Source organism: Pseudobacteroides sp. (genome assembly GCF_036567765.1).
In the GTDB taxonomy this organism is placed as follows: domain Bacteria; phylum Bacillota; class Clostridia; order Acetivibrionales; family DSM-2933; genus Pseudobacteroides.
In genome coordinates, this window is sequence record NZ_DATCTU010000091.1 from 38,810 (window position 1) to 59,148 (window position 20,339).

Below are 20,339 nucleotides of genomic sequence, written 5' to 3' on the forward strand. Positions count from 1 at the left end.
TATTACAAATGATTAAATATTTCTTTGGGAGATGCGATATGCAAATAATAATTATAGGATGCGGCAAGGTCGGTTCAAAATTTGCACAGATGATGTCGGAGGAAGGACATGATGTAGTTGTTGTGGACAACAACAGCAGCTCATTTAAATCGCTAGGATTGTCTTTTAACGGGCTAACCGTAACAGGTGTCCCTATCGATCAGGATGTTTTAAAACAGGCAGGTATTGAGACTGCAGATGTGTTTATAGCATTGACACCTGACGACAATATAAATATTATGGCCTGTCAGGTTGCAAAGGAGATATTTAATGTTCCTCAGGTTTTAGCCAGAATTTTTAACCCCGAGCGGGAAGATGTGTTTCATCAATTCGGACTTGACACCATATGTCCTACCAATGTAACTGTAGATGTAATAAGATCCTTTGTTTTTGGAGAAAAGGGTGTATCCAGGTACACTTTGGGAAGCAATTTAATATCCTTTAAAAAGGAAAAGGTTCAAAAAAAATATGAAGGGAAAAAGATTTCCTCAATCAAGTTAAGGAAAGGCTTATTCATATTTGGTATAGTTAGAAACGGAACATTCAATTTTGCATTTCCATCGTTAAAGGTTAGTGCGGAAGATACTTTGGTAATAGCAGAAAAAGTTGATTAGGAGGCTCATAATGTTTATTGTTATTGCAGGCGGCGGGAAAGTTGGCTATTATCTTATAAAAAATTTGATTCCTCGAGAGCACCAAATCGTTGTGATTGAGCCCATTACAGAGATATGCCATAAAATAGCAGATGAATTAAATATTCCTGTAATAAATGGGGATGGAACGGACATTGCCAAGCTAAATCAGATAAACTTGTCTAAGGCGGATATTTTTATTGCGGTAACGGGCAAAGATGAAGAAAATCTGATTGCGTGTCAGCTTGCAAAGAAAAACTTTGGAGTAAGAAGAACTATTGCCAGAGTAAATAACCCCAAAAATATAGCGGTTTTTGAGCGTTTGGGAGTTGATATTGCTGTAAGCAGCACATCTATTATTACTGATCTTATTGAACAGGAAGTTGATAGCTCAGGGGTTAAAACCATAATGAAATTAAAAAAGGGTAAAATAGTTTTATTGGAGATAGATATTACAATCGGACATGCTATATGTGGAAAGACATTGAAGGACATAGTACTCCCAAAGGATTGTATATTTATATCAATAATTAGAGAAAATGAAGTAATTATGCCAAATGGCTTCACCATAATAAAAAGCGGAGATTGTATAATAGCAGCAACATCCGAAGAAAAGCAGCAGGAATTGAGGGAATATTTCAAGGTGTAGGAAAAAATAGAAGGGTAGGTACAATTTGTGATTAAATTAGCTATTAAATATAAAGATAATAAAATATTTTATATGAATCCTACCAGGCTTATTGTTCTTAGCTTCATTTTACTGATAGTGATAGGGGGATTTCTTCTAAACCTTCCCATAGCCTCAAAGGATGGGAAAAGTGTGGGAGTATTGGGAGCGTTTTTTACCTCAACATCAGCATCCTGTGTTACCGGGCTTATTTTCAGGGACACTCAGAATCAATGGACTATCTTCGGGCAGCTGGTCATATTGTTCCTGATTCAGGTAGGAGGCCTGGGAATTATTACATTAACCATGTTTTTTACAGTAATTTTGGGAAGGAAAATCAGCTTAAAGGGCAGGGCTCTTGTTCAGGAATCCCTTAATTCATTAACCATCAGCGGTGCATTGAAGCTTCTTAAGAAGGTATTTTTAATAACTATTGTTTTAGAGCTTATTGGTGCTGTTCTGCTTTCAATCGGCTTTGTCCCGAAGTTCGGTTTACGTGGAATCTACATGGGAGTTTTTCATTCTATAAGTGCTTTTTGTAACGCGGGCTTTGATATAATTGGAAATCAAAAGAGTTTTACGGAATATAACGGAAATCCACTGGTGCTTCTTACAATTTCATTTCTTATAATAACAGGTGGACTTGGATTTATTGTTTGGGAAGATATTATGGATTTTAGAAGAAAAAGAACTTTCATGCTGCATTCAAAGATTGTGTTTTTAACGACTGCGTTTTTGTTGATATCAGGTTCTATATTATTCTTTCTATTTGAATATAACAACTCACTTACAGTAGGTAAATTAAACTTATTTGAAAAGATTAATGCATCTGTTTTTCACTCGGTTATAACAAGAACCGCAGGCTTTAATTCTCTTCCGCTTAATGATATGACTGAGCTATCCAAGGTAACAACGACGATACTGATGTTTATTGGAGGAGCCCCAGGTTCTACTGCTGGAGGAATAAAGGTTACTACCTTCAGTATAATTCTGATTTCTATAATTTCACAGGTAAGAGGTTCCTCTCCTGTTATATTCAATAATGGAATTTCATTTGCGGCGTTAAATAGGGCTATTGCGATTATAGGGCTAGCTGCAATATGGGTTATAGTTGTTACAACATTTATACTTGTATTCGAGGGAAGTAAACATTCATTTTTAAATATTTTGTATGAAGTAACATCAGCATTTGGTACTGTAGGGCTATCGGCAGCAAATACACCCGATTTGCATGTGTTCAGCAAGATTTTATTAATGGTGACCATGTTTATTGGCAGGGTTGGTCCCATCTCTTTCGCTATAGCAATTACAATAAATAACAACAAGGATAGAGACAAAGTTTATCCCGAGGGAAAGGTTATAGTAGGGTAATGTGGGTTGAGAATGCTATTTATTTCAACTTATATACTCACTGGAAAACTACCGGTATAAATAAGTACATAGGATACTCTGCAAAAATCACAGGTACCATATCCAAAGTGCCTTAAGGAATTATGATGTTTAATGTAAAAACTTTAAAAAAAAGAAACTATGGTATCATCACAATGCCATAATTTCTTTTTTAACTTGTTTTACATGATGTTTCCAATTGAGTGTTTTAGCTTATTATTTCTTAAATATACCAAAGGGTTTTCCTACTGGTAAAAATGTTCTTCCAAAATGAGTGTTCAGAACAGAGGCTGCTGAACCATAAAATGAGAAAATAGAGACAATAAGCTCTGATATAGCAGCTAACCTGTGTGAAAATTCAGGTATAAATCCAATTGAATTCATTGATAAGCCAATGAATAGAAAATCAATAAAAACAAAAATAATGAATAAAATCTTATTTGTTTCCATAGCTCCAATAGTCATGAATATTGTAAATACAAGATATCCAAGAAATGCAATCCCTAGCTGTTTTGTATCAGCATCTTTTGCTAAAGCTTGACCGAAAACTCCCATTTTTATCATCCAGGAAGCAGCAACCCCAAACCAGAATAATGCATATGCACCAAAAGCTGTTGTCCCAAAGGTATTGTTTCGTTTGGAATCGTTTATGCAGGCAAACAACTGTGCAAAGGCACCAAGAAAAATTGCCCATGGAATAACAAATGACAAGCCGGAAGTAATCTCCAGTTTTTGTGATGATGCTACCAGCGTAACCATAGCAAGTCCAAAGAGACCTAAAGCAGATGGATCTGCGGTAACAATTTTGACGTTTTGTGTTTCAGTAGTACTCATATATACCCCCAAAGTTTATTACATTCTATAAAAGTCCTATTTATTCTAACCTATAAAGTAGTGTTATGTAAAGTGATAACATTTTTTAAGCCTTGATTTCTATAAAAAAGAAAATTGGTAAAATTCACAAGTTTCCTGTAAAATATTAAGGGATAGGTTACTTAAAGTTTGATGTAAATCATGTGGCTTATGAGTTGAATGATTATAAGTAAATACAAATCTATGAAGTAATCGGTGAAAGGTAGAGCATGTTGCTTAATTAGGGGATGGTATGCTAAAATATGACTATTCTTTTATGCATGCAACATTAAACTTAAATTAAGGGACAGGAATATGATTGATACTAATAATGAAATAAACTCTGCACTCTTCCAATATTTTGGCAGTAGTAGCTTTGATATAGATATATCAAAGGGTGGAATGAACAATACCACATGCTTTGTGAGGATAAAGGGCAATAAATACATACTTCGAATTTACAGATCACATAGTGATGAAGCAAAAGTCTGTTATGAGCTTGAAGTGTTAAATGCATTAAGGGAAAATAATTTTCCATTAAAAATACCTAATCCCATAACATCATTGGAAGGGAAGCCATTTATTAGGACGGTGGAAGGTAACATAGCTGTTGTGTTTAAGTACATGGAAGGAAAAAATCCTGATTTTTTCAGGCTCAATGAGCTTTGTTCCTTTGGCTTTGCCTGCGGTACCCTCACCAAGGCTCTGGATAGTCTAGTATTAATGGGAACTCCTGCTTACAGACCCTACTATGAAATTGAGAGTGCATACCCGGAGTGTCCGCTGGATAAAGTTCTTGAGTTTTGCCGTAATCCGCCTTACGAATTTACCAGGCATAAAGTATATCTTGCAAGTATCCGTCAGCAGCTTGAGTTATTAAAAGATAGAATTCCGAGCTTTAGAGATCTTCCACATCAGATCATTCACGGTGATCTTAATGCGTCTAATGTCCTTGCTGATGAAAGAGGCAATATATGCGGAATTTTGGACTTTGAGTATGTAACATACGATTTAAGGGCTATGGAGCTGGCAGTTTGTCTTTCCGATACAATACAATATACCGAAGGGGAAGGAAGTGTATGGGAAAGGATCCAATCCATTATGAATGGATATAAAAGGGCTGTTGTGCTTGAGAAAGATGAGCTTAAGGCGATACCCGCGTTATTGAATTTAAGAAGGCTTGATGTTTTTGTGCATTTTCTTAACCGTTATTGGAAGGGCATTGATGGTCCTGAGGTTCTAAAGAAAAGGATATTGAATAATATGGACCACTTTAAATGGGTCTTTGACAATTGCCCCATTGACCAGTTAATTATTTGATAATACCTATAATACCTAATTAACAAAAAATAAGCAGCGTTTTATTTTAAAAGTGATTAATCTATCGCATTTAGCAAAGAATAATATATAAAAAACAAATGTATGATTATTAGCACTTTTAATTTATCAAGGGAGAATATATGAGTTTTTTACCTATTAATAGAGAAGATATGGAAAAAAGAGGCTGGGATGAATTGGACGTTTTATTTATAAGCGGTGATGCTTATGTTGATCATCCCAGCTTCGGTCATGCTATAATAACCAGACTTTTAGAAAGCGAAGGCTACAGAGTAGGAATAGTAGCACAGCCCGATTGGAATAAGGATGAAGACTTCCTTAAAATGGGGAAGCCTAGGCTGGCGGTTCTCATTGCATCAGGTGTTATTGATTCTATGGTAAATCATTATACTGCCAGCAAAAAGCCAAGATCGGACGACGACTATTCGCCAGGAGGCAAGGCAGGGAGAAGACCTGATAGAGCGGTTATTGTATATGCAAACAAGGTTAAGCAAGTTATGAAGGATGTTCCTGTCATTATAGGAGGGCTTGAGGCCAGCCTTCGAAGGTTTGCCCATTATGATTATTGGGATGATAAAGTGAGAAGGTCTATTCTTGTTGACTCAAAAGCAGATTTGCTGATATACGGGATGGGAGAAAAACCAATTCTTGAAGTTGCGGAAATGCTAAATAAGGGAATACCTGTTAATAAGATAAAAAATATTCGGGGAAGTGCTTATATATCCAGGACTGAAGATATGCCTGGAGCACTTAAGAGCTACCTTGAGAATCCAGGAGACAAGGCAAACTCATCGGGATTTGCTATTGTACCATCCTTTGAGGAAGTTTCAAAGGATAAAAGAAAGTACGCAGAAGCCTTCAAAGTACAGTATGATGAGCAGGATGCCATTACAGGAAAAACAATAATACAAAGGCATGGTGATAGATACCTGGTACAAAACCCGCCTGCATTTCCTATTGAAACGAAAACAATGGACAAGATTTACTCGCTCCCGTATGAAAGGACATACCACCCGAGCTATATCGAGGCTGGGGGGATACCTGCAATAGAAGAGGTTGAGTTTAGTGTAACCAGCCATCGAGGCTGCTATGGGGGATGCTCATTCTGTGCATTGAACTTTCATCAGGGTAGGGCAATACAGATGAGAAGCAAGGCATCCCTGGTTAATGAAGCTAAAAAGCTTACCTGGCTTCCAGGATTTAAAGGATATATCCATGATGTTGGCGGACCTACAGCCAATTTTAGAACAAAGGCTTGTACCAAGCAGGTTAAGGGCGGTGTATGCAAGGGGAAACAGTGTCTGTTTCCTGAGCCGTGTAAGAATATCGTTGTGGATCACAGCGAGTATCTGGATATTTTAAGAGATATCAGGCAGCTCCCTGGAATTAAAAAGGTTTTTATAAGGTCGGGTGTAAGGTACGATTATCTTATGCTGGATAAAAACGACAAGTTTTTTAATGAACTTTGTACTCATCACGTCAGTGGTCAGCTTAAGGTTGCTCCCGAGCATGTGGTTGACAGGGTTCTTGAAAAAATGGGTAAACCAGGCAGGAAGGTTTATGATAAATTTACTAAAAAGTTCTATGATATCAATAAAAAGATAAATAAAGAACAGTACCTTGTTCCCTATTTCATTTCAAGCCATCCCGGAAGCGATCTTGAGGCTGCAATAGAGCTTGCGGAATATTTAAGGGATTTAGGCTACAATCCTGAGCAGGTGCAGGATTTTTATCCGACTCCTGGGACACTTTCAACATGCATGTATTATACAGGCCTTGATCCTAGGAACATGAAGCCCGTATATGTGCCCAAGAGTCCAAAGGAAAAAGCCATGCAGAGGGCTTTGCTCCAGTTCAGGAAGCCCCAGAACTATGAGTTGGTTTATGAGGCTCTAAAGAAAACTGGAAGGGATGACCTTATAGGATTTGGGAAGAAATGCCTTATAAGGCCAAGAAGTGCGGGGAGGTTTATTTCCGGTGAGGGCAAAAAGGGCGGTAAGCCACAAGAAAGGTTGGGTTCTAAAGCAGCGTCAAAAGGCAAGAGCGAAAGAACTTCCGGAAATGTTCGAGGGAGCGATAAAAAATCAAAAGTCAAGACGAATGAATTAATAGCAAAGAAAAGCAGAGGAGTCAGGAATGATGTTTCTATAGGGAAAAAAGGAAAAGGAATTGCTTTAAAAGAACCTGTTGTAAGAGCTAAAAGCAAAAAAAGGCGATAATTATAATATAATATAATGTTGGAGGGGTGATGTCATATGGAGCACAACGGCTTAAAAGCCATAACAAGGAGCGACATTGATAAAGTTGTGGCATTGCGTATAGAGATATTTAAAGACATTGGAAAAATCCAATCGCTTGAGGAAGAAGCTTTAAAAGTAGTAAATAAGCGATATATGGATGAGCTTTTTGACAAAAACTGTTTTTGTGGCTTCTATGAGGAAGCTCACGGTAAAATAATCTCGATTGCATTAGGTGTAATACTGGCCTTTCCTCCAATCAATATGGAAAACCAGGGTATAAGAGGTTACATATTTAATGTTTATACAGATAAAGAGTACAGGAATCAAGGAAAGGCCTCAAGACTTACCCAAAAACTTGTTGATGAGCTTAAAGGAAGAGGAGCAAGTAAGATAGAACTTGATGCAAATGAGAGTTCCACGAAAATTTATGAGAAAATCGGGTTTATGCAGTCAGCAAACCATATGTTTTGCTTATAAATTAATCAGGAGAAAAAATTGACACAATTAGGTTCATTAAATAAAATATACATTGTCATCTAATTTATTAAATTAACGAAAGGAAAAGGATAGCATATGGCAGCGACTGTAATTAGTGGTAAAGATTTAGCAAAAAAGGTAAAGGATAACCTTAAAACAGATGTTGAGGCACTCAAGGCCAAGGGAGTAGAAACCTGCCTCGTTGTAGTAATAGTAGGAGATGACCCGGCTTCAAGGGTTTATGTAAATAATAAGAAAAAGGCATGCGAAGAAGTAGGTATTAAGTCAATTGAATACGCTTTAGGTGCGGATACAAGTGAAGAGGAGCTTCTTAAGTTGATAGACAAACTCAATATGGATAAAAGCGTAAACGGAATACTGGTGCAGCTTCCACTTCCTAAGCAGATCAACGAAGACAAGGTAATAATGGCGATTAACCCGGAAAAGGACGTTGATGCATTCCACCCTGTCAATGTAGGTAAGATAATGACTGGAAATCCTGATTTTATGCCATGTACGCCCGCAGGGGTTATTAAGCTTATAGAGGAAACTGGTATAGACATTGCAGGAAAAGAATGCGTTGTAGTGGGTAGAAGCAATATAGTAGGCAAGCCTCAGGCAATGCTGCTTCTAGCTAAAAACGGAACCGTTACTATTTGCCACTCAAGGACCAAAGATCTTGAGGAAGTGTGCAGAAGAGCAGATATTCTTGTAGTAGCAGTGGGAAGGCCTGAAATGATAAAAGGCAGTGCTATAAAGCCCGGGGCGGTTGTAATTGATGTCGGAACCAATAGAACAGAAGCAAAGAAGCTGGTAGGGGATGTTGAATTCTCATCTGCTTCCGAGGTAGCATCATACATAACACCTGTTCCTGGAGGAGTTGGTCCGATGACCATTGCAATGCTTATGGAAAATACCGTTAAGGCCGCAAAAGTCCAGGCAGGGATATAATCCTAAATACTAGAGATGGTAATACTGTATAGGTATTATCATTTCTTTAATTTCTATAAAAGTTTTAATCTGTAATAAAAGTGATAAATCTGTTACATTTTAAATTTTAATAAAGCGAAAGAAGAAGGCTTTTTATGGATCATGATATAGAATTGGACCAGCTAAAAATTAAATATGACAGCATACGCAAAGTTTTTTTTAACATGAAGGGGAAAGAAGAGCAGCTTCAGCAAAGAAAATCCGAATTGGAAGTGCAGCTTCAGAAAATTTTGGATAATATTGATTTGCTGGAAAAGGTTAGTGTGCTGTTAAAAAAAGCTTCAGAGTACGCAAGAGAGCAGTCGAGGCTTCAAATTGAGTCCCTTGTTACAAATTGCCTGCAGTTTATTTTTAACTCAGCTCTTGAGTTTAAAATAGAAATAAATGAGGTTAGGGGCAGGCCTGAAGCTGAGTTCTATGTTTTGAGCAATATAAACGATGAGATAATAAAGACAAGACCTCAGGATTCAAGAGGAGGAGGTGTTGTTGATGTTGTGTCCCTAGCTATAAGAATAGCAATGATAGAGTATGGCAGTATGAACATTAATGGCCCTATAATATTGGATGAACCTGCAAAACACGTAAGTGACGATTATATAGTGCAGGTGGCCGAATTTCTAAAACAGGTAAGCACAATGTTTGGACGGCAGGTTATTATTATAACTCACAACAAGCACCTGAATGAAATAGCTGACAAATGGTTTTATGTGGATATGGAAGACGGTGTCAGCAAGGTAACATTTGATGTTGAAATATAATATAACGTCAAAAGTTAAGGGCATTTCCTTAACTGAATACTGTATTGAATTTCTTGGCAAGTATTATAATATCGCTAATATTTATTACACCATCATTATTTAAATCGCATTTTATGTTGCTTTGTGAAGACTGATTGAAATAACCGGCGATAATAATAACATCTGCCATATTCACTACCTCATTTCCGTTAATATCCTCTGGATTTAACGGTTTTGTTATTGATGGAATTGGTTTTAAATACAGGATTGCTGGATTTGCTCCATGATGCAGGATCTAGCAGGTCGCTGGATGCAGATGTTGTAATCATAACCTGATTTCCAGATATCGCAAGAGGGCTGTTCATTTTTGCTATATATAGATTGCTGTTGCTGTTAATTCCTGTCTGCGACTGGGCCCATAAAAGATATCTTGTACCGTTGTGTTCAAAGGTCGTAGCATCGAGTGTAAAAGACTCCCAGTTTGTCTTTAATTGTCCTTTCTCTACCACTGTCCTGTGACAGGATTTTCTGCAGAGCATTCCAACACGTATAATCTGATTGCAAATTTGTTTTCAGACGTACCGGCAGAAAAATAGATATACCACTTGCCGTTTATGAAATGAATTTCGGGTGCCCAGATATGTCCTCCCATAATTCCGCTGACATGTCTTCTCCATATTACTGTTGGTGCAGCTGTTGATAAGCCCTGAATAGATGTTGACCTTCTTAGTTCTATTCTGTCATACTCGGGGACTGACGCAGTCATATAATAATAACCATCAGTATGTTTGAAAACTCAAGGGTCTGCTCGCTGTTTTACTATCGGATTTGTGACGGTTATAGATTCAGCTAGAGAAATCGTTGTAAAACCAAACAACAGAACTACGATCATAATAAATGAAACTACTTTGGACATAGCTTCCACCTCCTATACCTCCTATACCTCCTATATATAACTATAACATATTTAGCCATAGAACAAAATCACAATGTGATCTTGTAGGCCCTTACACATCAAAAAGCCGATGCGAAACTGGAAGAAGCTTTGCACCGGCATATTTTTAAATCTTATTAATATTTATTTTTCAGCCTTTAACTTTGGCGGTTTTAGCAGGGCTATGATTATAAACCCTACAATTGCTCCAATTCCGGCAATTAAAAATGCTGTCGAGAATGATTTCGTCTCACTGAGCTTTGCAACTGTATAGGAAGAACCTACGGCCCCTACACCAAACCCAAGAAGAACCATACCATAAATTGTTGCAACATTTTTAGTTCCAAAGAAGTCAGCTGTCATGGCAGGGAATACACCAAGAAATCCACCATAAGAGAAACCTATTATTGCAATAATGGCAAGCATTGAATATGCACTTGCAAAGGATACGGCTATAATAGAAATTGCCGCAACTACAAGAAGTATCAGCAATGTTTTCTTTCTTCCCAGCTTATCTGAAATCCAGCCCCAGAAAAGGCGTCCGAAGGAATTAAATCCGGTAATAATCATAACTCCGGCAACAGCTTCCTGTTTGGACAAGCCGCTGTCCGGCTGGAGCCCAAGAATCTTTGCCATAGGTATCATCATTGAACCTGCAGCAGTTGCACACATAAATGCAAAAGTTATCATATAAAACTGAGGTGTCTTTAATGCTTCTAATGGAGAAAAACTTTGTGCAATTATTCCATCTTTACGTGCAGGTGGTGTCCAGCCCTCAGGTTTAAAACCCTCAGGAGGATTGTTGATAAAAAATGCCCCTGTTACTGTTACTACAAGGAATAAAACTCCAAAAATTGCAAATGTATGGAGAACTCCATAATTTTTAATCAATGCCTCAGCAACCGGTGTAAACAAAAGTCCGCCGAAACCAAGAGCTGATACTATAATACCTGTTATTAAACCTCTTTTATCAGGGAACCATTTCTGGCAGCAGGCAATAGTGGTTGTGTAAGCCATACCCATTCCAAGACCGCCTATAACTCCATAAGTCAGCCATAATAGCCATGGTGTTGATTCTGTTGTAAACTGTGCCAGGAAAAAGCCTAATCCCAGAATAATACCTGCAGCAATAATTACAGGCCTTGGCTTTAACTTATCCTGAATTCTTCCGCCAATTGTACTTCCTACTGTCAATACTCCAAGCAATAAAGCATAAGCAAGTGTCCCATGTGTTGCAGGCCAGTTGAACAAAGCGTTTGGTGTTGATTTTCCGATAATAAGGTACGACTGAAAAACACTCCAGATATACGCAGTTCCTAAACATAGTTGAATCGCAATACATGCAACAACTGGTATCCAGCGATTATTTATTGCTGGTACTTTTGCAGTTCTCTCCATATAAATACCCCTTTATAAAATTTTAAATTAATTAATGAAAGATTATGATCTTTTTGGAATATTCCTAAAGGCTACATAACTTATAATATTGCAATTTTGCTCTAGATACAATCAATTTTGCATGTTAGTTATAAAGAAAGCAAAAAAGCGTAAAAAAGGTTGGAGAGGGTGCAAAAAAGCGTAAAAAATAAAGTGATTAACAGCCCATGATTCATATATTGCTTATTTTGGAGCATCAATTAGTATAACGGTACTTCCTGCAGGCTCAAACTCGCTATCCACTGCCAAATAAAACGTTATGGAATGTTCTCCCGGCATGGTAAAATTAAGGTTATTCCAAATCAATACATTAAAAAAGGTGTTATCCTTAACCTCTACAGCATTAATGGCAGTCTCGTGCATAATTTCATTCAACGGGTTGGTAAGCCTGTATTTAAAATTGCTGATCCCGTTAGGGACATTTGCCACCATTGTATAAGTCACAAAGGACAGTGTTGCCTGGGGAGCCTTGTAAAAAGGATTGAACAAAAGATCCCGTCCATGCAGTCTAGTAATTTCATCAAAAACAAGCATATTGACAATTGCAGGCGATATGTTTTTAATATTAACCCCACCTTTTAAGAAATTTGAGTTGTACAATAAATTATTGTACTAGAATGTGAAACTTACTTCAACAATATTTAAAAATTAATTGTTTTAATATAGAATACTAGTATAATGATATATAAATATTTATAGGAGGGATTGAAATCATGATAAGACGCAGCAATGAAATGTTTAAGGAAATCAAAGAGCAAATGAGAGGTGGCAAGGGTTCGGTAGAGGTAGCACATGTTATGAAGCAGGATGAGTTAGGTGGCAAGGCAAGGCTTGTAGCGAAGGTATCACTCAATCCCGGTTGTTCAATCGGGTGGCATGAGCATGTGAACGAAGAAGAAATATATTACATTTTGAAGGGAAAAGCACTTGTTGATGACAATGGTGAAAAGAAGGAACTTAATCCTGGCGATGCATCTCTAACTACAGGAGGTAAGTGCCACTCAATAGAAAATATAGGTGACGAGGTATTGGAGTTTATGGCTATAGTACTTCTGTATGTATAATCGCAAACGATTTTGTTCTTGCGACATAAAATCAAGGGCCCCATAATTGGAGCCCTTTCATTTTTGGTCTTTTTGTTTTTTATCCGGGAAAACAAAAGAGAACCGTTCAATAACGATAATTACTATAATTATACATTATCGACCAAGGTAAAGTCAATACTTATGTTTAATAAATGGAATTTATGACTAAAATAATTATGGATAAGGTTTTAATTTTAATTCAAACTTTACAATTTGGTTATATTATGTTAAAATATCAGTTGCAGTTATCAACCATTTGCTCGGTTATTGGAAGACTCCGACCAATTTCCTGGCTGATGGCGATTTTATTACAGGAGGAAATAAAATGTTAAAAGAAAAGAAAACCGAAATTATCAACAAATTCAAGCTGAGTGAGAACGATACCGGATCACCTGAGGTGCAGATTGCCATTCTCACAGAGAGGATCAATCACCTTACTGGTCATCTTAAGACTCACAAGAAGGACCACCATTCAAGAAGAGGATTGTTAAAAATGGTTGGTGCCAGAAGGGGCCTGTTAAACTACCTTCAAGATAATAGCATTGAAAGGTATCGTGCGATTATCGAAAAATTGCAATTAAGAAAATAATTATAATGAGCGGAGATACCGCTCATTATTTCGTTAAAAGAAAGTAATTTAACAAATCACGAAATGATTTTGCTAAATAATAACGCAAATAATTAAAATGCTAAAGTCAAAAATAATATTTATTAAAAGCAATTTTTGATAGGAAGAACTTTAAAGGATTAATTATTATTTATTCTAAAGAACAAACCTTCAGGCGGTAGAAGGTAGATTGTATGCCAAAATAAATTAAGGTTCCTGTTTTGGCACAGAATCTACATGCTACAGTCTGTGGTTTATAATAAAAGGAGGAATATAAATGCAAAATATTTTCACTATGGATTTGGCAGGTAGGAAACTTGTGGTTGAGACAGGAGTTATGGCACAATTTGCGAATGGCTCTGCATTAGTAAGGTATGGCGAAACTGTAGTTCTTTCATCAGCGACAGCATCATCAAAACCAAGGGAAGGAATAGACTTTTTCCCATTAAGTGTTGATTATGAAGAAAGATTGTACGCTGTAGGAAAAATTCCGGGCGGGTTTATAAAAAGAGAAGGAAAACCTTCTGAGAAGGCAGTTCTTACGTCGAGGGTTATAGACAGGCCAATAAGACCTCTTTTTCCTAAAGATTTAAGAAACGATGTTACAGTTGTAAATACTGTTATGTCCGTTGAGCAGGATAACTCACCTGAGATTGCAGCTATGATAGGTTCATCTATTGCTATAAGCATGTCCGACATTCCATTTAAAGGACCTATCGGTGGTGTTGTATTAGGATTGGTAGATGGAGAGATTATAGTAAACCCTAATACTGAGCAAAGAGAAAAGAGCCAGATGTATGTGACGCTTGCAGGTACCAAGGACAAGGTTACAATGATTGAAGCAGGTGCCAATGAAGTTTCCGAAGAGGTTATGCTAAAGGCCATTAGAATAGGCCATGATGAGATAAGGAAGATCGTTACATTTATTGAAAGTATAGTTGAAAAGGTTGGAAAACCTAAATTTGAATATATATCGGCTGATGTTCCGCAGGAAATATTCGAAGCGGTTTATGAAGCAGGATACGAAAAAATGAGACAAGCTGTATTAACAGATGATAAATCAGTTAGAGACCAAAATGTTACAGCACTCACAGAAGAGATTTTAACCCAATTGGCTGAAAAATTCCCTGAAATGGAGTCTTCCATAAAGGAATCTGTGTACAAGCTTCAGAAGAAGGTTGTAAGAGAATATATATTAAAAGAAGGTAAGAGGGTGGATGGCAGAAGCCTTGATGAGATAAGAGCGTTATCTGCTCAGGTAGGTATTCTTCCAAGAACCCATGGATCCGGACTTTTCCAGAGGGGACAAACTCAGGTATTGACTATAGTAACATTAGGTGCTATGGGTGAAGTTCAGATGCTTGACGGTATAGAGCTTGATGAAACAAAAAGATATATGCACCATTACAATTTCCCGGGTTATTCTGTAGGGGAAGCAAAGCCTACAAGGGGACCGGGAAGAAGAGAAATCGGTCACGGTGCACTTGCTGAAAGGGCTTTAGAGCCGGTAATTCCAAATGATGTAGATTTCCCATACGCTATAAGGTTGGTATCGGAAGTTTTGATGTCAAACGGTTCCACATCCCAGGGAAGTGTGTGCGGAAGTACAATAGCACTTATGGATGCAGGGGTTCCCATAAAGAGTCCAGTTGCCGGTATTTCGGCGGGTCTTGTTATGGATGAAAATGATCCTAACAAATTTGTAACCTTTATGGATATACAGGGTATTGAGGATTTCTTCGGTGATATGGATTTTAAGGTTGCAGGTACAAAGGATGGAATAACTGCAATTCAAATGGACATAAAGGTTGACGGTCTCACAGAAGAAATTATAAAGCAGGCATTTGAACTTACCAGAAAAGGCCGTATACAGATTATAGATGATGTAATACTCAAAGCAATACCAGAGCCCAGAAAAGAGCTCTCTACCTACGCTCCGAAGATACTTACAACAAGTATAGACCCTGACAAGATAAGAGAAGTCATCGGACCAGGCGGAAAGATGATTAACAAGATAATTGCAGAAACAGGTGTTAAAATTGACATAGAGGACGACGGTAAGGTATATGTTGCATGTTCTGATATAAATGCAGGTAGGAAAGCTATAGGCATTATAGAAGGTATAGGAAGGGATGTTGAGCCTGGCCAGATATTTATGGGTAAGGTCATGAGGATTATGCCTTTTGGTGCTTTTGTAGAATTCCTTCCAGGTAAGGAAGGCTTGGTACACATATCCAAACTGGATACCAAGAGAGTGGAAAAGGTTGAGGATGTAGTCAAAATCGGCGATGAAATAATGGTTAAGGTAATGGAAGTTGATAAGCAAGGAAGAATCAATCTCTCAAGAAAAGATGCCATGGCTGAAACTGCACCAAAAGAATAAAATGTATCTAAAAATGTAATTTATTAATCACTTTTTATATATTTAGAGAAATAGTATAGTATTAATAATAACCACGCAACCGGAGGAATTATGTTCAAGAGAACAACACTTGATAATGGGGTTAGAGTAGTATGTGAAAAAATTCCTTATGTCAGGTCTGTTTCAATAGGTATTTGGGTTGGGACAGGATCAAGAAACGAAAACAGGGATAATAACGGTATTTCACACTTTATAGAGCATATGCTTTTTAAGGGAACAAGTACCAGAAGTGCCAAGGAAATTGCGGAAAGTATTGATAACATTGGCGGGCAGTTAAACGCTTTTACAGGAAAAGAATGTACCTGTTACTATGCAAAAATCCTGGATACTCATATAGATATTGCTCTGGATGTATTATCAGATATGTTTTTTAATTCAAAATTTGATCAAAAAGACATAGAGGTTGAGAGAAAAGTTATAATGGAAGAAATAGGCATGTATCAGGACTCGCCGGAAGAGCTTGTTCATGATGTTTTATCTGAAACAATTTGGCAGGATGATACATTAGGCTACCCCATATTAGGTACACAGGAAAGTCTTAAGGGAATAGGCCGGGATAGCATAACAGATTATATAGGGAAAAACTATGTAAGTGGTAATTCCGTTATTTCTGTAGCTGGAAATTATGATGACGATGCTCTTATTGGAATGATCAACGAAAGGTTTTCGAAATGGAGCAAGAATGATGCCTTCAATAAAGAATATACATGTGCACAGTTTAAGCCCAATTCTGTATTTATGGAAAAGGATACTGAACAGGTTCATATTTGTATGGGGTTTAACGGCATCAGCCACGGCAAGGACGATATATACACTTTGCTGGCTGTAAACAACATATTCGGAGGCGGTATGAGTTCCAGGCTGTTTCAAAAAATAAGGGAAGAGAAGGGACTTGTGTATTCCATTTATTCATATCCTGCTTCCTATAAGAATAATGGATTGTTTTCCATATATGCAGGAATGAATCCTGAGCATATGGAAAAGGTTATACAGCTTGTAGTTGATGAAATTAAAGAAATCAAAAAGAATGGTATCAGTAAAGAGGATTTGGAAAAATCCAAGGAACAGCTGAAGGGTAACTATATTTTAGGACTTGAAAGCACAAGCAGCAGAATGAACAGCATTGGAAAATCTGAGCTTATGCTTGGAAGAATCTATTCTCCCGATGAGGTCTTGAAAAAGATTGATGATATCAGTCTGGATAATGCAACAAGGATCATTGAGCAAATATTTAATTTTGATTCCATGGGGTTTTCTGCAGTTGGGAGCTTTAAGAATAAAATAGAAGTTAAGAACTTTATATAATTTTAATAAACAACAAAAGCGGATACTTCCAATGGGGGGTATCCGCTTTTGTTTATGCCTGTATTAAGATTATTAACACTTTTATTATAGGAAAAACACGACAACAATTACATATTTACATGGTGTTTGTAATTAACGTTGTAAAACTTGATTGACAAATGGTTTTTATTCAAATATAATGATATATAGGAAAAGGAAAATGTTTGCAATATTACTGTGTGTAAGGTAATTGTTGCAAAACATAAAGATATATGTACATCTAAGTTTACAATTGTGCTTTATAACGATTAAATTTATTTAGGAGGGTTTGCCTATGAAGAACAGAAGAACTACTATTTTTATGTTGGTCATTATTTACGTGGTATCTATTTCGATTATTAATTTATCACCTAACTTACCGGAGAAAGTTTATGCAGATTCTGTTACCGATACCGCAACACCAACACCTGCCATAAGTGATACCGTATTTACAGCTGACCGTGAAATATCATCTGGACAGGGAATAACAAGGTATTATGAAACTGGAACATGGACTGATTTAAACGAGGGAAATAGGGGAGGCTGCAGGATCAGCAGTAAGATCGGAAGCAGTGCATCCTGGACTTTTATAGCTCAGGAATCAGGTTATTATGATGTTGTTATTTCCTATCCGATTAAGGATACCTATACTACAATTGCCAAATACATAATAAATGTAGGAGATCTTCAAGATAGTTTTTATGCAAATCAGACCATTGGTGTAGCTAAATGCAATTATTATCTGAATAAAGGGGCTGCAGTGAAGGTATATCTTGTGGTTACATCCCCAAATAATCATGTGGCAGATAAGATAGACTTTATTAAAAAAGTTGAGCCTACTGCAACACCGACCATAAAACCAATTGTAACTCCATCTCCATGTGCCCGTGCGATACCTGCGTTTGTAGAAGCAGAGGAGAGCATGTTTAAAGGTGATTTTACTAGGGAAGATAAATATATTTACGCTGGAAGTAAAGGCGGGAGTATACTTATTCCCAATGTAACCTTTGGCTGCGGTCACATTCCAAATGATATTTTCAGTGCCGGCATATCATTAGAACCAAATGCAGCAGGTGGTGAGATTGAGGTTAGAAAAGACAGTGAAACAGGGACCCTCTTGGGCACTCTTCAGCTAAAGAATACAGGAAGGAATGTGTCGTGTTTTTATGAGCAAAATACCAGTCTGATCCCTACCAATGGTGCAAACTGCAATATATATCTGGTGTTTAAAGGTGATTGCAGCGGACGATATGATTGGTTTAAGATTACAGGTTTTAGTAATTATAAACAAATCCAGGGTTTACCTGTAAAGCTGACCCCAATAAGTTCGAGCACCGGCTATGTCTATGGAATGAATGAAAAAGTGCTTGATATCTATGGAAGTCCTGGGAAAATAGGCTTCCAGTTAACGGATATGTCAGGAAATCCTATTGCAGGGCAAATAATCAACATTGATAAGGCGGGTGATTTTTGGGGGATAAATACACTTGCAGTAACAGACAGTTTGGGTGTTGCTATGTTTGATTATACACCCCAATCCATGCATTATGATAGGAGTGATATTATTAAAGCCTGGTATTTAGGAGATAATCGTTATAATGCTGTGTATACTGAGATCGGTGCATCGGTGAAATCACCTCCAACACCCACCCCAACTAGGTCGACTACTACCCCGACTGAGCCAACTACTACTCCAAGCCCTACACCCACGGACATAACAGTCATCGATAACTCGTCAACCGGATACTCACAGAAAGGTGATTGGCAGGAGGAAGAAGGCGGTACCAATGGATCCTACAAGTCAACGACAAAGATAGGAAGTACCGCCATGTGGAGATTTAAAGTCCCGGAGACTGGTTATTATGAGATTAAGGCATTAATTCCCGATGATTTTGTAAATGCTTTTACAAAATACACCGTTTTTTATAATGAAAGATATATTGATAGTTTTTACAATGCGGGTACAAAAGGTGATTTTATCTTAAAGAAAGACTACGGAAAGTTTATATCGTATGCTAAGGATAGTTGGATTACAGTAATTGTAAGGTCTGTGTCTGAGGGTAAATGCATAGCTGATGCCATATCTTTCAAAAAGCTGCCCTACGTACCGACGCCTCATCCCACAGCACCGGGAGGATTTTCAAGCCCTGTAAAGGTGGAAGCTGAAGACTGCAGCCTTGTAGGAGCAGTACAAGAAGGTGGGTACATAAGCTCCTGTGATGACGGGGACTATGCGGTAATAAAAGGTGTATTACTTAGCGGTTATTCCGGATATGACAGCATGGATATCTTCTCGGTAAATGCAGCTTCTGAAGGGGATGATGCAAAGAACGGCAAGCTTGAAATCAGGATGGATAGCCTTGATGGTCCTGTTTTAGGTACTATTGAGCTTAAAAACACTGGTGTATCGGGTTTTTGTGAGCAGGCATTCCTATTGAATCGTATAAATGCTGATTTTAAACCAAAGGATGTCTATATCATTTTTAAAGGCGAAGGCAGATTCAACTTTGATTGGTTTAAACTTTCCAGACTAAATAAGCCTGAACCTGCTCAAAGTGAAGTATTGGACACAAATTCTGATAAGAAGATATGCGGGTATATCAAGCCGGGATTTGATACAACAAATTCACTAATATATGAAGGATTTAAGGTGGAGATAACAGGGACAGAGGTGTATACTCTAACTGATAGAGAAGGCTATTTTGAGATTGGCGTAAATAGCAGTGAACCGGTTTCACTTAAGATTAGCAAAGACGGTTATCTATTAAGGGAGGTTAGCAATGTTGCAATTACTGATAATGTCACTCAGATAACGACTCAGGATAAGCCATTGGAAATTTGGCCCGGTGATATTGTAAAGGATAACTCCATAAACATGTCGGATATTGTTGCAATGGCTAAGGTATTCAACAGTGTAAAAGGCGATGCTGCTTATATTGATGGATGTGATATAAATCAGGATGGGGCAATAAATATGGCGGATATAGTGATTATTGCCAGGTATTTTGGAATGACATTACATAATTATAAATGAATTAAAGGAACATAATAAAGGTATATTAGTGTTGTGAATAATAAAGGGGCTGCATTGAATGCGGTCCTTTTTAGTTTGGAGGTTTCTCACAAGTACAAGCACTTAAACCTCATAAGTCACATAACATATACTAGTC

Annotated in this window: 17 protein-coding genes and 1 pseudogene; 13 read left to right on the forward strand and 5 right to left on the reverse strand. The window is 37.4% G+C overall.

Going from position 1 to position 20,339, the window contains the following annotated elements; all coding sequences use genetic code 11:
- Positions 1-38: 38 nt before the first annotated feature.
- The 3 genes from VIO64_RS13550 to VIO64_RS13560 are packed head-to-tail and all read left to right on the forward strand — an operon-like array spanning position 39 to position 2,709.
- Complete coding sequence (locus tag VIO64_RS13550; protein ID WP_331919086.1) at positions 39-653, forward strand: TrkA family potassium uptake protein; 615 nt, start codon at positions 39-41, stop codon at positions 651-653.
- Positions 654-663: 10 nt separating this feature from the next.
- Positions 664-1,320: a TrkA family potassium uptake protein gene (locus VIO64_RS13555; protein ID WP_331919088.1), complete on the forward strand. Its 657-nt coding sequence runs from the start codon at positions 664-666 to the stop codon at positions 1,318-1,320.
- Positions 1,321-1,347: 27 nt separating this feature from the next.
- Complete coding sequence (locus tag VIO64_RS13560; protein ID WP_331919090.1) at positions 1,348-2,709, forward strand: TrkH family potassium uptake protein; 1,362 nt, start codon at positions 1,348-1,350, stop codon at positions 2,707-2,709.
- Positions 2,710-2,943: 234 nt separating this feature from the next.
- Here VIO64_RS13560 and VIO64_RS13565 read toward each other — a convergent pair whose 3' ends face one another.
- Positions 2,944-3,561, reverse strand: a complete 618-nt coding sequence (locus VIO64_RS13565) for an acetate uptake transporter (protein WP_331919092.1) — start codon at positions 3,559-3,561, stop codon at positions 2,944-2,946.
- 333 nt (positions 3,562-3,894) lie between these two features.
- Here VIO64_RS13565 and VIO64_RS13570 point away from each other — a divergent pair, with 333 nt between their 5' ends.
- The 5 genes from VIO64_RS13570 to VIO64_RS13590 all read left to right on the forward strand — a co-directional run bounded on the left by VIO64_RS13570 (position 3,895) and on the right by VIO64_RS13590 (position 9,382).
- Positions 3,895-4,899 carry a phosphotransferase gene (locus VIO64_RS13570; RefSeq protein WP_331919094.1) on the forward strand — a complete coding sequence of 335 codons (1,005 nt, stop codon included), beginning with the start codon at positions 3,895-3,897 and terminating at the stop codon, positions 4,897-4,899.
- A 140-nt stretch (positions 4,900-5,039) separates the two neighbouring features.
- Positions 5,040-7,136, forward strand: coding sequence for a YgiQ family radical SAM protein (locus VIO64_RS13575; protein ID WP_331919096.1), 2,097 nt, complete (start codon positions 5,040-5,042; stop codon positions 7,134-7,136).
- Between the two features lie 36 nt (positions 7,137-7,172).
- A complete protein-coding gene (locus VIO64_RS13580; protein ID WP_331919098.1) occupies positions 7,173-7,634 on the forward strand; it encodes a GNAT family N-acetyltransferase in 462 nt (153 codons plus the stop codon).
- Positions 7,635-7,730: 96 nt separating this feature from the next.
- Positions 7,731-8,585 carry a bifunctional methylenetetrahydrofolate dehydrogenase/methenyltetrahydrofolate cyclohydrolase FolD gene (gene folD, locus VIO64_RS13585; protein WP_331919100.1) on the forward strand — a complete coding sequence of 285 codons (855 nt, stop codon included), beginning with the start codon at positions 7,731-7,733 and terminating at the stop codon, positions 8,583-8,585.
- 134 nt (positions 8,586-8,719) lie between these two features.
- The gene (locus VIO64_RS13590; RefSeq protein ID WP_331919102.1) at positions 8,720-9,382 is read left to right on the forward strand and encodes an ATPase; all 663 of its coding nucleotides are present in this window, start codon (positions 8,720-8,722) and stop codon (positions 9,380-9,382) included.
- A gap of 28 nt (positions 9,383-9,410) precedes the next feature.
- Here the strand turns inward: VIO64_RS13590 and VIO64_RS13595 are convergent, their stop codons facing one another.
- The 4 genes and pseudogenes from VIO64_RS13595 to VIO64_RS13615 form a co-directional block, all read right to left on the reverse strand.
- The gene (locus VIO64_RS13595) at positions 9,411-9,551 is read right to left on the reverse strand and encodes a dockerin type I domain-containing protein (RefSeq protein ID WP_331919104.1); all 141 of its coding nucleotides are present in this window, start codon (positions 9,549-9,551) and stop codon (positions 9,411-9,413) included.
- 19 nt (positions 9,552-9,570) lie between these two features.
- Positions 9,571-10,127, reverse strand: a pseudogene (locus tag VIO64_RS23115) (family 43 glycosylhydrolase).
- A gap of 312 nt (positions 10,128-10,439) precedes the next feature.
- Positions 10,440-11,693 carry an L-lactate MFS transporter gene (locus VIO64_RS13610; protein WP_331919110.1) on the reverse strand — a complete coding sequence of 418 codons (1,254 nt, stop codon included), beginning with the start codon at positions 11,691-11,693 and terminating at the stop codon, positions 10,440-10,442.
- A gap of 222 nt (positions 11,694-11,915) precedes the next feature.
- A complete protein-coding gene (locus VIO64_RS13615) occupies positions 11,916-12,221 on the reverse strand; it encodes a hypothetical protein (RefSeq protein WP_331919112.1) in 306 nt (101 codons plus the stop codon).
- Between the two features lie 224 nt (positions 12,222-12,445).
- Here VIO64_RS13615 and VIO64_RS13620 point away from each other — a divergent pair, with 224 nt between their 5' ends.
- The 5 genes from VIO64_RS13620 (at position 12,446) to VIO64_RS13640 (ending at position 20,203) form a co-directional block, all read left to right on the forward strand.
- Positions 12,446-12,796 carry a cupin domain-containing protein gene (locus VIO64_RS13620; protein ID WP_331919114.1) on the forward strand — a complete coding sequence of 117 codons (351 nt, stop codon included), beginning with the start codon at positions 12,446-12,448 and terminating at the stop codon, positions 12,794-12,796.
- A 346-nt stretch (positions 12,797-13,142) separates the two neighbouring features.
- Entirely contained in the window at positions 13,143-13,406 is a 264-nt protein-coding gene (gene rpsO / locus VIO64_RS13625) for a 30S ribosomal protein S15 (protein ID WP_331919116.1), read from the forward strand.
- Positions 13,407-13,701: 295 nt separating this feature from the next.
- A complete protein-coding gene (locus tag VIO64_RS13630) occupies positions 13,702-15,807 on the forward strand; it encodes a polyribonucleotide nucleotidyltransferase (protein WP_331919118.1) in 2,106 nt (701 codons plus the stop codon).
- Between the two features lie 90 nt (positions 15,808-15,897).
- Positions 15,898-17,151, forward strand: coding sequence for a pitrilysin family protein (locus VIO64_RS13635; protein ID WP_331919120.1), 1,254 nt, complete (start codon positions 15,898-15,900; stop codon positions 17,149-17,151).
- A gap of 313 nt (positions 17,152-17,464) precedes the next feature.
- The gene (locus tag VIO64_RS13640; protein WP_331919122.1) at positions 17,465-20,203 is read left to right on the forward strand and encodes a carbohydrate-binding protein; all 2,739 of its coding nucleotides are present in this window, start codon (positions 17,465-17,467) and stop codon (positions 20,201-20,203) included.
- The last annotated feature ends 136 nt before the right edge of the window (positions 20,204-20,339 follow it).